This is a genomic window from Parasedimentitalea marina, assembly GCF_004006175.1.
GTDB classification, from domain to species: domain Bacteria; phylum Pseudomonadota; class Alphaproteobacteria; order Rhodobacterales; family Rhodobacteraceae; genus Parasedimentitalea; species Parasedimentitalea marina.
Genome location: NZ_CP033219.1, coordinates 2,268,011 through 2,280,130 on the forward strand (window position 1 = coordinate 2,268,011; position 12,120 = coordinate 2,280,130).

Here is a 12,120-nt window from a genome sequence, read left to right on the forward strand (position 1 = left end):
CCACAAAAAATCGCTGAAAAGCACTGCGGCAGTTTTCTGAAGCGGGATCACAGGCCCATTTGGCAATACCTCGACATATGACCACCTGCGAAACAAAGTCCTGATTGTGAACTGCCCAAATCACATTAAGATTGAGATGGGCAGTTACGCTATTAACCGAGCACTTCGGCGACGGCCTCTTTACAGACATCAACCACCTGATCAACTTCAGCGCGAGTAATGCAAAGCGGTGGCGCAAATCCGATGATATCGCCCTGCGGCATGGCACGGGCAATCACATTCCGTTTGGCCATCGCCGCCGAAATTGCATAGCCAACCTTTTTCGCCGGATCAAAGAACTCGAGCGGTGACTTGGTGTCGGCAAATTCGATCGCACACATCAAGCCTTCGCCACGAACCTGCGCTACATTTGGATGATCTCCAAAGGCCGCCGTCAGCTGCTCCAGCAGATAGTGTCCTGTGGTGGCCGCATTTTCGACCAACCCCATGTCATCGATCAGCTTCAAGTTGGCAACACCAGCCGCCGCGCCAATTGGATGGGCCGAATAAGTCCAGCCATGGCCAATGGGGCCATTCTCATCGGTCCCCTGCTCCAGAACCTTCCACATTTTATCAGACACAATTGAACCAGAAAGCGGCGCATAGGCCGAGGTCAAGCCCTTGGCAATTGTGATCAGATCCGCCTCGATCCCATAGTGTGTCGCGCCGAACATGGAGCCCAGACGGCCAAAACCACTGACGACTTCATCCGCAATCAAAAGGATATCATATTTCTTGAGAACCGCCTGAATGGCAGCCCAATATCCAGCCGGAGGTGGCACGATACCGCCGGTGCCCAACACAGGTTCTCCGATGAAGGCCGCTACGGTATCCGGCCCCTCGGCTAGGATCATCTCTTCCAGTTTAATCGCGCAATCGGCCGAAAACTCTTCTTCGGACATGCCCGGCTTGGCGCCACGCAGGTAATACGGGGCCTCGGTGTGAACCACCTGTGACAGCGGTAGATCGAACTTGTTGTGGAACAGCTCCAGCCCGGTCAGTGATCCTGTCATCAGCCCCGAGCCGTGATAGCCACGCCAGCGTGAGATGATTTTCTTTTTCTTGGGCCGCCCCAGGATGTTGTTGTAGTACCAGACCAATTTGATGTTTGTCTCATTGGCATCTGATCCGCTTTGACCATAATAGACCTTGGACATATTGCCCGGGGCCCGGTCTAAGATCATCTTTGACAAGGTGATCGACGCCTCGGTGCCGTGACCAACATAGGAATGATAATAGGCCAACTCATGCGCCTGCTTTGAGATCGCCTCGGCAATTTCACTGCGCCCATACCCAACATTCACGCAATACAAGCCAGCAAAGGCGTCCAGCATTTTGCGGTCATCCCGATCGACGATATAAACACCTTCGCCACTTTTGATCACCCGGGTTGGGGTCTCGCCACGCGCATGTTGGGCAAGATGAGTGGACGGATGAAAAAAGTTTTCACGATCCCATTGGGCAAGTTGATCATTGGTAAGCACGTCAAGTTTCCTTTTTGTCGTCTTGGGCCAGAACCGCCAGGCAATCGCCGGGCTTGATCAGGCCAAAAGTGTGCCGGACCGCCAAAAGGCCATCCATTTTTGAGTGAATTTCCATTGGCATCACCCCTGTGCGGGTGGTGTCCCAAATACGCGCCAGCACATCGCCCGTGGCGACTTGGTCGCCAAGGTTCGTGGTGTATTCGATCATCCCGCCAATCGGCGAAAAGTGGAAACAATTATCATCGTCCTGAACCAGATGTCTGCTGGGCGAAAGCTGCATTTCGCCCTGCAGTATCCCTGCATGGATCAACAGGTTGCGCAGCCCTTTTCGGGCGATTGCAACAGTTTCAGGCGTGCTTGTCCCTGCCCCACCCAGTTCAGTGGTGACAAAGGTTTTGCCCAAGGCCTCGACGGCACCGTCATACATACCGGCGCTGTCAATCTCGAGCATGAGCATTGAAAACGGTGCATTAAATGCATCACGGGCGGCACTGCAGCGCGCCTCTTGTTCCTTGTCTTCCAACACATGTGACGCGGCGAACGGTAGGAAATCCAGGGTTTTGCCACCCGAATGAAAATCCAGCACAATATCGGCCATCGGCAACAAATAGCGCTGAAAGAAATCCGCGATCTTTTCGGTGACCGTGCCGTCTGGTCGTCCGGGAAACACCCGGTTCATATTGCCCGCATCAATCGGCGACACCCGCGTGCCGGCCGAAAAAGCAGGCATGTTCATAAAGGGAACAATGATGATACGTCCGGTTATCTGATCAGGGTCGATACTCGCGGCCAATTCCGTTAGGGCAAGTGGTCCCTCATACTCATCACCGTGATTGGCTCCGGTCAGCAAGGCTGTCGGCCCATCGCCATTCTTGGCTACGGTAATGGGGATCATCACTGACCCCCAGGCGCTGTCGTCACGGCTGTAGGGCAACCGCATGAACCCATGCGAGATGCCATCGGCATTCAGATCAACTGTCAGGGATATCGGCGAATTGCGCATGGCTTACCCCTTCACCATCAACCCGCGCGGGGTTGTGCACAGGTATTCTGCACTAGTTTCAGTGATCAAAACCGGCTCGGTTATCTCGATGCCACCGTCATCCAGCCAAAGCGCTGGCATAAAGTGGAAGGTCATCCCCGGTTCAAGAACTGTTCTGTCATCACGGCGCAGCGAGAACGTATGCTCGCCCCAGTCCGGCGGATAGGACAACCCGATGGGATAGCCACAGCGACTGTCCTTCTCAAACCCCAGCCTGTTCAGCGTCGCGTTAAACGCATTCGAGATGTCCTCGGCAAAGTTTCCCGGCTTTGCCTGCTCCATTCCGGCCGCCACTGCCTCCATCACGGCCGCTTCAGCGGTGCGATATTTGGCGGGTGGTTCACCAAAGAACAGGGTCCGCGATTGTGGTGCATGATACCGTCGGTAAACGCCCGCAATTTCAAAGAACGTTGCCTCTCCTGCCTGCAACTCATTGTCATCCCAGGTCAAATGCGGAGCTGTGGCGTCTTTACCTGATGGAGCAAGCGGTACAATCGAAGGGTAATCCCCCCAGTGCCCGTCAACACCCGCAATTGCAGCATGATAAATATCGGCGATCAGTTCATTTTTCTTCATGCCGGGTTCGGCGCGGTTCAAAATCGTGGCGTGCATGTTTTCGACGATTTTAGCCGCGCGCCGCATATAGGTGATCTCAGTCGGGCTTTTGACAGCACGCTGCCAGTTCACCAATACATTGGCATTCACCCATATGGCGCTCGGCAGTTCCTGCACCAGAGACATGTAAGCAGCGGCGGTGAAATAATAATTGTCCATCTCTAGGCCAATGCGCGCATTTGCCCATCCCTGCGCGGATAACAGTCGCGACAGATCCTCCATCGGGTGCTTATCTGGATTCTGAACAAATGTGTCTTCATAGCCAAATACCGCATCGGACGGCATATAGACGGTCCGCAAAGCCCCCAAAGCGTCCATTGCCCGGCCCCACCAAAGCGGCGGTCCGGACGGGCCGATGATGACGGCTTGGTGAACGTAAAACGACCAGCCATCATAACCCGTCAACCAAGCCATATTAGCTGGGTCGGTCACTACCAGGACATCGCAACCAACCTGCTGCATCGCGGCACGCACTTTTGTTAATCGAGCACTATATTCATCAAGCCCAAACGGAAGATTACTAGGGATCATCAGGCGGCCTCCAAGTGGTTGTTTTCGCATTTGACACTGTAACGTCCGGGCCGTTGTGCAAATGGGTTTTGTCATGCATCGTACCGATAACACTTGCAAAATTGATGCAAACGTTTGAAACATATGCGATAAAAATGCACAATTCATGGAGACATGAAGATAATGATCAAGCTTGACGATCTGGACCGAAAAATCCTGCATGAAGTGCAGCTCAACAATCAGCTCACTTCGGCGCAGCTCTCCGAGAAAATCGGCCTCTCGCCCACCTCTGCCCAGCGACGGCTGAACCGATTGCGCAGCGAAAAAGTAATCGAATCTGAAGTTGCTATCGTTTCGGGTACTGCATTGGGTCGCTCGCTGACGATGATGATCGCGGTCACGTTAGAGCGGGAACGCTCTGACATCATAGATCATTTCAAGAAATCTGTCCGCAGCGAACCCGTTGTAATGAGCGCATATTACGTGACCGGGGACAATGACTTCATCCTGATCGTCAGTGTCAAAGATATGGAAGAATACGAAGAGTTCACCCGCAGTTTTCTATACGACAATCCGGATATCAAAGGTTTTAAAACCACAGTTGTCATGGATCGGATCAAGGCCTCGTTCTATATATCCCCTTGGGAAACGAGCTAACCCCATTCCTTCATCGTTTATGGACGAGGACTGCGACGGAGATGAGTGCTGCGACGAGGGTTAGGGAGGCGATGAAGAACCAGAACTCTGCGGTGGCGCTTTGGGCTTGGGGGACGGGGCGGTTGTAGGCCTCGGCCCAGACCTGGGCTGGTAGCAGGGCCATCACAGCATAGGCGAATAAGCGGGTCATGTCAGGTTTCCTGAGTAAGGGATCGATAGATTTGTGGCAGGGCACGGGTCAGGCGGGTTGGGTCCGGCAGCAGGGTGAACCCTGCCCGCCCAAAGATACGCGCAAACCAGTCCTGGCCGTCTTGATCTATGACAATGCCGTGCACAACATGACCCAGACGCCGGGCCTCACGCACCGCCATATGGCTGTCTTCAATGCCATGGATGCCCTCGTAGTGGTCCAGATCATTGGGCTTGCCATCGGTCAGCACCAAGAGCAGTTTGCGGGTTGAGCTTTCCTGATCCAGCATCGCGGTTGTGTGACGAATGGCGGCACCGAGCCTTGTATAGTGGCACGGGGTCAGCCCGCAGATTTTCTGCGTGACCTGCTGTGACATCGGCGCATCGAAGTCTTTGCATTTCCTCACAAATACCCGGTCGCGGCGCAGCGAGGAAAAGCCCCAGATGCCCAGCCTATCGCCACTGGCATCGATACCGCCGGCCAGTGCCACCAGGCTTTCACGGGCGATATCCAGCACTGTCGCATCCCCCACCGAGGCCTCGGTGGAGCGCGAGGTGTCGAGCAGAAAGCCCACCGAGAGATCGCGCTCAATCTGGCGCATACTTTGGTAAATCCTATCGCTTGAGGTGCCATCCGCCTTTAGGTCCACCCGCGCCGTGATCAGCGCGTCCAGATCCAACTCGCTGCCCTCGACCTGACGGGGTCGCAGGATCCGGCGCGGGCGCAGTGCCTCAAACTGACGGCGCACGGCGCGTAACATGCGCGGATCCGGGGCCAATCCCTGCGGCGCGTTAGCATCGGCCTCGGCCTCCAGCACCCGGGTGTGATCGGGCATGTAGATGCGCTGGCGGTGATCCCATTCAGGATATGTGAACACGCCCGACAGGCGCTCGTGGTCGGCGTCCGCCGGGGCCAGATCCAGGTGCATCCGCAACCGGGTGGCGGCTTTTTTGTCGTCATGCTTGGACAGGATGATCTTATCCTGATCATCGGCCGCCTTTTGCGCGTCCTCGTTTTCGTCGTCGTCCACCATGCGGTTCAGGTTCATGCTTTCGACCCAGGACAGGATCGATTCAAACCGGTGGAAGATAAAGCTGTCCTTGCGGTTGGCCTCGTCGCGGTCTTCGCGCGCAGCCATCTTGCGATTGGTGGTGGCCGCACCCGGCGGCGGGCCTGCGTTATCCCCCTCTTCTTCCTCGCCTGCATCTGCCCCGGATCCGGGCGCCGAGAGCGTCAGCCAGATCGGCACGGGGGTATAGGGCAGATAGGTTTTGGGGCTCTGCTGTGGCGCGGGAATATCGAGTGGCGAGGCTTCGGGGCTGTTGAGCTGATCACAAATGGCGCGTTCCAGCCGGGCCTCTTCGCGCGGCAGCATCAGTTTCGGTCGGGTTGCCAGAATAAAGCTGCACATGCGCTGATAGGTGGCACGCAACCCCGGACAGCGTTGATAGGCCAGATCAGAGGCTGTCGCCATGGCCTCGATCTGGGCGTGATCTTTCAGGCAGTCGCAGCCCTCAAGCACTGGCAGGACCGGCCGGGTCGCGGCCAGGGCAACCAGCCAGAAATAGGCCGCCCGGTTCATTTCAGCCTCGGGAAAGGCCTCCATCAGTGGCGGCAGCCCCAGTCGTTCGCCGTCAAAACGCGGCAGGAACTGCAATTCCCCCCGGTTGCCCAGCTTGCGGGTCACCGATTGACGGTGGTGTGAGCGAATGGCAGGCACCTCACCAATCTCGACAGACCCATCGCCGCCAAGCGCGCGGAACAACAAGACCAGGCTAGGTCGGATATCACACAATTGCACCGCCACCTCGGGGAAGCTCGGCTGAGCCCCCACTTTGGTGACGTAATCGTGCCAGATGTTGCCAACGGCTTCTTCCGGGTCCATCAGATCAAGGGGGTGAATGGCCATAGCTCCTTACCCGTAAACCACGGCGATCAGATCGCGCAGGGCGGTTTGAACATCCGTCTCATCGGTCAGAGGTTCGACAATTGCCGCCTGCAGGGCCTGATCAACCCCCATGCCGCTGGCGATCAGCTGCGCGGCGTAAATCAGCAACCGGGTCGAGACCCCCTCCTCCAGGTCCATGCCAGACAGGGCACGGATATGCCCTGCCAGCCGGATCAAGGGCGTGACGCGGGCTTCGTCCAGGCCGCTTTCGCGGGCCACCACAGTGACCTCGATTGCGGCATCGGGAAAGTCGAACGTGGCCGACAGGAAGCGCTGCCGGGTCGAGGGTTTCATCCGCTTCAGCACGTTTTGGTAGCCGGGGTTATAGCTGGCTACCAGCATAAAGCCCGGGGGCGCCAGCAGCTCCTCGCCGGTGCGATCCACCATCAGGGTGCGGCGATTATCGGTCAGCGGGTGCAACACAACAGTGACATCCTTGCGGGCCTCGACCACCTCGTCCAGGTAGCAGATCGCGCCTTCGCGCACCGCCCGGGTCAATGGGCCATCGACCCATTCGGTCTCGCCGCCACGCAGCAGGTAGCGGCCGATCAGATCGGCAGCTGACAGGTCATCATGGCAGGCAACAGTGTACAGCTTACGGCCAGTACGGGCTGCCATGTGTTCGACAAAACGGGTTTTGCCGCAGCCGGTCGGCCCCTTCAAAAGAAGGGGCAAACCGTTGGTATGGGCTGTCTCAAACAGGGCACATTCAGTGCCGACAGGCTGGTAGAATGGCACGTCAAAATCAGTGGTTTGGGCGTTCATGGTTACTCTCCAGCCACCGAGGTTTGGGACGGTGCGTCAGTGCCTTTGATCAACAGTTCACGCCGCGGCACCATCATTGAGTAGATGAACAGCAGCGCACCGATGACCACCGCCAGACCCGAGCCAAAACGCATCATGTAAAACAGGCTCAGACCTTCCTGCACTTCCATGAAGTTTTCGCCCAGGACCCGCTGCATATGGGTCTGAATGGTGCCCGCAAAGGTCAGCACAAAGGTCATGAAGGCCATGCCGCCGGTCATCAGCCAGAAGCTGGCCATGTTCAGCACCTGATTATACGGGTCACGTCCACGCAGATGTGGGATCGCATAGCTCATGACGGCCAGGTTGGTTGCAACATAGGCACCGTAAAAGGCCAGGTGACCGTGGGCCGCAGTGATCTGAGTGCCGTGGCTGTAGAAGTTCACGCCGTGCAGGGTGTGCAAGAAGCCCCAGACGCCAGCGCCAAAGAAGGCAACAGTCGACGCCCCGAGGGACCACAGCAGCGCCGCCTTGTTGGGGTGATTGCGACGGCCCTTCCAGACCATGACAAAGGCAAAGCTCATCATCAGGAAGAATGGAATGACTTCCAAAGTCGAGAAGATCGAACCGATCCACTGCCAATAGCCCGGCAGGCCAATCCAGTAAAAGTGGTGACCGGTGCCCAGGATACCCGAGAACAGCGCAGTTGAGACAATCACATAAAGCCATTTCTCGACAATCTCGCGGTCGACCCCTGTCAGCTTCAGCAACAGGAAGGCCAGGATCGACGCCATCACCAGCTCCCAGGTGGCCTCGACCCAGAGGTGGATCACGAACCACCAGTACATTTTGTCCAGGCTCAGGTTGTCCGGGTTGATAAAGGCAAAGATCCACAGCAGCGACAGCAGCCACAGACCGGTCAGCAGCACATTGGTGATGGCGGTTTTACGCCCCGCCAGCACCGTCATGCTCACGTTGAACAGAAAGATCAGCGCCGCAACCAGAATGCCCAGTTTGACCCAGGTCGGCTGCTCGATGAACTCGCGACCCTGCATGCCCAGCAGATAGTTGCCCGGGAACGGGTTGAACACATAGGTCAGAACAGCGCCCAGAGTGCCGATGACCAGAATGATCAGCTGCAGATAGGCCAGCTTCTCCGAGTAGATCTCGCGTTCGCTTTCCTCGGGGAGCAGGTAATAAGCCGCCCCAAAGAAGCCCAGCAGCAGCCAGACCACCAGCGCGTTGGTGTGCAACATGCGCACCACATTGAACGGCAGCAACTCGGACAGAAAGTTCGGCGAGACATAGATCCAGCCGGCAATGAGCCCGCCCAGAACCTGAACAGCGAACAGCGCCATCGCCACCAGGAAATAGGCATAGGCCACTTTTTGTGATTGATATTTCATAGCCTGTCTCCTTAACCCGCATCATTGGGCGGCCAGCCCTGTGTGTCGGTTTGGTCGGCCCAACGCAGAAATTCCGCCAGTCCGCGGGTTTCTTCTTCGGTCAGTTCAAAAAATGGCATCTGGCGCCGCCCCTCAACGCCGCTGGGCTGCGCCTGCATCCAGCCATCAAGGATCTCATAGGCACCTTCGGCGTCATCCAGCGTGTCCCAACGGGTCATCACATTGCCCAGCTCAGGGGCAAAATACGCCCCCTCCCCGTGCAGCGTATGACAGTTGATACAGCTGTTGCGCTCCCAGACATGTTTGCCCAGAACAACCGCCTCACTCAGCGGCATTCCGGCGGTGGAACTCGTCACCACATAGCGGTGACTTTGAACAGACAGGACCCCAAAAATCGCCACGAAGAACAGCGATCCTCCATAAAAGATATTGCGGGCCCGGGACTTCGTTAGGATCTCTGACATTTGGGGAATCCAGTCGTGGTTGCGGGTGCAACCGATCTAAACCCCAATCCCAACAACAAGTTTGATCCAGAACAAAGTCCCAGAGGTTTTTAAAGCTATCGTGACACAAACTGCCGCTATCCAAACCCTGCAAATATCAAAAGGGTCATCATCAGATGTCATTGATAGACAAGACCCTCCTCGTCTCTGAGATCCTCGCAAGGTATCCCCAGACAGCACCGGTCTTCCTTAAATATCAGATGCTTTGTGTGGGCTGCCTGGTGGCGCCGTTTCACACTGTCGAGGACGCCTGTCTGGAGCACGGCCTGGACGAAGACGCATTTCGCAAAGATCTGACCGCCGCAATCGCACAGGATAGTCAGGATGTTCCAAAAGGCTAATCCCCTTGGGCGATATCTCAGCCGGACTTCTCGCTCAAAACCACCAAACCATGCGCATCCGTTACGACGATATGCCGCCGTGTGCTTTTCACCAGGCCGTTCTTCTCCCAAGCACTCATCAACCGGCTGACAGTATGCAACGTGGTGCCGGTCATATCCGACAAGTTTTGCCGAGTGATCGGGAAATCAATCTCGATGCCGCCATCGGTTTTCTTGCCCGACTGATTGATCAGCCGCAGCACCGCCCGCGCCACCCGTTGTTCAACCTGTTGCGTTGCCATTTCCACCAGGCGATTGTTCATCTCGCCCATCCGCTCGCCCACAACCTTGTAGCTTTCCGTCGCAAACCCATCGTATTTGGCAATAAAATTCGACCATTGCCCTGTGGACCACGACAGGACCAGACAGTCATCCACCGTCATCGCAGTCGCCGGATAGGTCACCCGCCCGATCGCCGCGGCGATACCAAACAATTGCCCCGCCACGATATGCAGCGCAATCACCTGATCACCACCTTCAGTTGTCCGCACCACCCGAATATGACCATCCAGCAGCAGGTAAAACCGCTCTGCCGGCATCCCCTCTTCAAAAACTGCTGCCCCAGCATCAAAACGCCTTGGCTCCGCAAGATCCAAGACCTCGCGAATCTGCGACCGCTCCAGTTTCCGGAACGGCGGAATGTGACCCAAAAGACTTTCATCCAGTTTTTTCAAAATCACATCCCTAAGTTTGCTCAAGAACAAAGACCCTAAAAACCCAATACCCTAAAAACCAAACAAGACAAGTGGCGCCCAACATATAGACGGGTGGCCCAGAGCCTGAAAGACATACTTGAATGGTAACAATTGGTCGCATGCCTGCAGGTTTGGCGGCCTTATTCACTGTAATTAGGTGAGTCTCGCAATCGCTTTTCTATGGCGGTAGAGCCGCTAACTTCTGGTGCTCGGATCCCCGAACCGGTGGTGACACACTGCCCAGACCCCACACCGCGCATGCGGGTAAACCACCCCAATTTCTGCCGAAGGGCCTTAGACAAAATGACGCCTCGAAACGAATACACTGGACCAACGCTGCTCAGCTACGGATTTCGACCCTTTTTTCTGCTGGCACTTGGTTTTGCCAGCATCACCATCCTGATATGGATGGCGGTCTACCAGGGTGATTTGAGCCTTTCTGGTCCGTTTCAATCGGTTGATTGGCACATACATGAGATGCTGTTTGGCTATACCTCGGCGGTGATTACCGGGTTCCTCTTTACCGCCATACCGAACTGGACGGGTCGGATGCCGGTTAGAGGCTGGCCACTGGGGGCTTTGTCGCTGTTATGGATAGCAGGCCGATTGGCAGTTGCAGGTCTCATCCCCGTTTCATTCATTGCCACTATGGTGATCGATTGCGGGTATTTGGTGGCGATCCTCGCCATTGTCTTACGAGAAATCATTGCCGGCAAGAACTGGCGAAACCTGGTGGTTATCGGCCCTATTGGGCTATTTTTGATCGCAAACGTTCTGTTTTACATTGAGGTTCTTCAAAACGGAGAATCCGACTACGGACGCCGGTTGGGCTTTGCAGTTGTGATATTCTTGATCACACTGATCGGCGGCCGGATTATACCAAGCTTCACCCGGAACTGGCTTGTCAAAAACAATCCCGGACCACTGCCTGTACCGATGAACCGGTTTGACAAAATTTGCATCATGTCCGCAGCTATTGTCTTGGTTCTTTGGGTGGCCATTCCCGACACATTGATTTCGCAGGGCACGTTGATTGTGGCGGCCATACTGCAGGCAGCCCGGCTATCGCGCTGGCGCGGCGCTCGCGTTCGGGCCAGCATGCTGTTGTTAATGCTCCATATTGCCTATGCATTCATTCCCCTTGGACTGTTGTTGCTCGGCTTGGGCCTGACCGTCAGCGGCCTGCATGTTTTTGGAATCGGAGCCATTGGCGGAATGACATTGGCCGTGATAATACGCGCTACGCTTGGGCACACGGGGCGCGACCTTGCAACTACCTGGGATCTCTCAGCTGCCTTTCTACTTCTGCTTTTGGCCGCCGCAATACGCAGTGTCCTGGTCGAGTTCACAGCAGATCCGTTGACCGCTCTCTGGGCAGGAGCAATCTTGTGGACGGTCGCATTTGCCACGGTTCTCATACGTGTTGGCCCTTGGTTTTGCGGGCAAAACCCGACGCGACGGAGGCCGAATTAATCACCATCATTTGGACCAGACTGTCGCTTGGTCAGCTTCCGAATCCTCGAAAGAACAGCAAGTTCCAGCAACAGGATCTGAAAACCCTATTGAAGAGATGTGAAGCTCAGCAACTACTCATCCCTGTGTAAGCACAAAGACTGGCTGACCGGCAGCACTGGCACTGAAATCCGTCGCGCATTGAAACACAAATCGTTTTGGGACACAGGTTTACCTTCCTTGCCTATGGACTGCGCCTGTCTGCCTTGTTGAGGATCACGAAGAACGTCAATGCAATAGATGCCTTGTTGGGGCTCCTGACTATCTATTGGTTTCGGTTAGTACTTCGGGGGAATTGTCAGTCTCGCCGCTACCACTGTAGTCTCCTTGCGCCTTGGGCATTCCATATATCACTTTGTCCGTCCTCTGTGTACGAGTTGACCGTGAAGGAAGCC

Annotated in this window: 12 protein-coding genes; 3 read left to right on the forward strand and 9 right to left on the reverse strand. The window is 55.9% G+C overall.

Going from position 1 to position 12,120, the window contains the following annotated elements; translation table 11 throughout:
* Positions 1-152 precede the first annotated feature (152 nt).
* Genes EBB79_RS10970 through EBB79_RS10980 form a run of 3 tightly spaced genes read right to left on the reverse strand, consistent with a single transcriptional unit; the run spans position 153 to position 3,711 of the window.
* Positions 153-1,523 (reverse strand): aspartate aminotransferase family protein, encoded by a 1,371-nt coding sequence (locus EBB79_RS10970; protein ID WP_127748932.1) that lies wholly within the window; start codon positions 1,521-1,523, stop codon positions 153-155.
* Between the two features lies 1 nt (position 1,524).
* Positions 1,525-2,526, reverse strand: a complete 1,002-nt coding sequence (gene doeB / locus EBB79_RS10975; protein ID WP_127748933.1) for a N(2)-acetyl-L-2,4-diaminobutanoate deacetylase DoeB — start codon at positions 2,524-2,526, stop codon at positions 1,525-1,527.
* Positions 2,527-2,529: 3 nt separating this feature from the next.
* Complete coding sequence (locus EBB79_RS10980) at positions 2,530-3,711, reverse strand: M24 family metallopeptidase (RefSeq protein ID WP_127748934.1); 1,182 nt, start codon at positions 3,709-3,711, stop codon at positions 2,530-2,532.
* 162 nt (positions 3,712-3,873) lie between these two features.
* Between EBB79_RS10980 and EBB79_RS10985 the strand changes: the two genes are divergently transcribed.
* On the forward strand, positions 3,874-4,347 hold the full coding sequence (locus tag EBB79_RS10985) for an Lrp/AsnC family transcriptional regulator (RefSeq protein ID WP_127748935.1): 474 nt from the start codon (positions 3,874-3,876) through the stop codon (positions 4,345-4,347).
* Between the two features lie 10 nt (positions 4,348-4,357).
* On the opposite strand, the gene EBB79_RS10990 is transcribed toward EBB79_RS10985, so the two are convergent.
* From EBB79_RS10990 to EBB79_RS11010, 5 genes are read right to left on the reverse strand one after another with little or no spacing between them, the layout of a single operon-like run.
* A complete protein-coding gene (locus EBB79_RS10990; protein WP_127748936.1) occupies positions 4,358-4,537 on the reverse strand; it encodes a protein NnrT in 180 nt (59 codons plus the stop codon).
* A 1-nt stretch (position 4,538) separates the two neighbouring features.
* A complete protein-coding gene (locus EBB79_RS10995; protein WP_127748937.1) occupies positions 4,539-6,446 on the reverse strand; it encodes a nitric oxide reductase activation protein NorD in 1,908 nt (635 codons plus the stop codon).
* Positions 6,447-6,452: 6 nt separating this feature from the next.
* Positions 6,453-7,250 carry a CbbQ/NirQ/NorQ/GpvN family protein gene (locus EBB79_RS11000; RefSeq protein WP_127748938.1) on the reverse strand — a complete coding sequence of 266 codons (798 nt, stop codon included), beginning with the start codon at positions 7,248-7,250 and terminating at the stop codon, positions 6,453-6,455.
* 2 nt (positions 7,251-7,252) lie between these two features.
* Positions 7,253-8,635 carry a cbb3-type cytochrome c oxidase subunit I gene (locus EBB79_RS11005; RefSeq protein WP_127748939.1) on the reverse strand — a complete coding sequence of 461 codons (1,383 nt, stop codon included), beginning with the start codon at positions 8,633-8,635 and terminating at the stop codon, positions 7,253-7,255.
* Between the two features lie 11 nt (positions 8,636-8,646).
* Complete coding sequence (locus tag EBB79_RS11010) at positions 8,647-9,099, reverse strand: c-type cytochrome (protein ID WP_127748940.1); 453 nt, start codon at positions 9,097-9,099, stop codon at positions 8,647-8,649.
* Between the two features lie 155 nt (positions 9,100-9,254).
* Between EBB79_RS11010 and EBB79_RS11015 the strand changes: the two genes are divergently transcribed.
* Positions 9,255-9,479, forward strand: coding sequence for a DUF1858 domain-containing protein (locus tag EBB79_RS11015; RefSeq protein ID WP_127748941.1), 225 nt, complete (start codon positions 9,255-9,257; stop codon positions 9,477-9,479).
* Between the two features lie 17 nt (positions 9,480-9,496).
* On the opposite strand, the gene EBB79_RS11020 is transcribed toward EBB79_RS11015, so the two are convergent.
* Positions 9,497-10,192 (reverse strand): Crp/Fnr family transcriptional regulator, encoded by a 696-nt coding sequence (locus EBB79_RS11020; RefSeq protein WP_127750960.1) that lies wholly within the window; start codon positions 10,190-10,192, stop codon positions 9,497-9,499.
* A gap of 324 nt (positions 10,193-10,516) precedes the next feature.
* Here EBB79_RS11020 and EBB79_RS11025 point away from each other — a divergent pair, with 324 nt between their 5' ends.
* Positions 10,517-11,686, forward strand: coding sequence for an NnrS family protein (locus tag EBB79_RS11025; protein ID WP_127748942.1), 1,170 nt, complete (start codon positions 10,517-10,519; stop codon positions 11,684-11,686).
* Positions 11,687-12,120: the final 434 nt, after the last annotated feature.

Coding starts and splice junctions, on each gene's coding strand:
- EBB79_RS11005 (WP_127748939.1), bottom strand. CDS start 8,635: ATGAAATATCAATCACAAAAAGTGGCCTATGCCTATTTCCTGGTGGCG.
- EBB79_RS10995 (WP_127748937.1), bottom strand. CDS start 6,446: ATGGCCATTCACCCCCTTGATCTGATGGACCCGGAAGAAGCCGTTGGC.
- EBB79_RS11015 (WP_127748941.1), top strand. CDS start 9,255: ATGTCATTGATAGACAAGACCCTCCTCGTCTCTGAGATCCTCGCAAGG.
- EBB79_RS10985 (WP_127748935.1), top strand. CDS start 3,874: ATGATCAAGCTTGACGATCTGGACCGAAAAATCCTGCATGAAGTGCAG.
- EBB79_RS10980 (WP_127748934.1), bottom strand. CDS start 3,711: ATGATCCCTAGTAATCTTCCGTTTGGGCTTGATGAATATAGTGCTCGA.
- EBB79_RS11025 (WP_127748942.1), top strand. CDS start 10,517: ATGACGCCTCGAAACGAATACACTGGACCAACGCTGCTCAGCTACGGA.
- EBB79_RS11000 (WP_127748938.1), bottom strand. CDS start 7,250: ATGAACGCCCAAACCACTGATTTTGACGTGCCATTCTACCAGCCTGTC.
- doeB (WP_127748933.1), bottom strand. CDS start 2,526: ATGCGCAATTCGCCGATATCCCTGACAGTTGATCTGAATGCCGATGGC.
- EBB79_RS10990 (WP_127748936.1), bottom strand. CDS start 4,537: ATGACCCGCTTATTCGCCTATGCTGTGATGGCCCTGCTACCAGCCCAG.
- EBB79_RS11010 (WP_127748940.1), bottom strand. CDS start 9,099: ATGTCAGAGATCCTAACGAAGTCCCGGGCCCGCAATATCTTTTATGGA.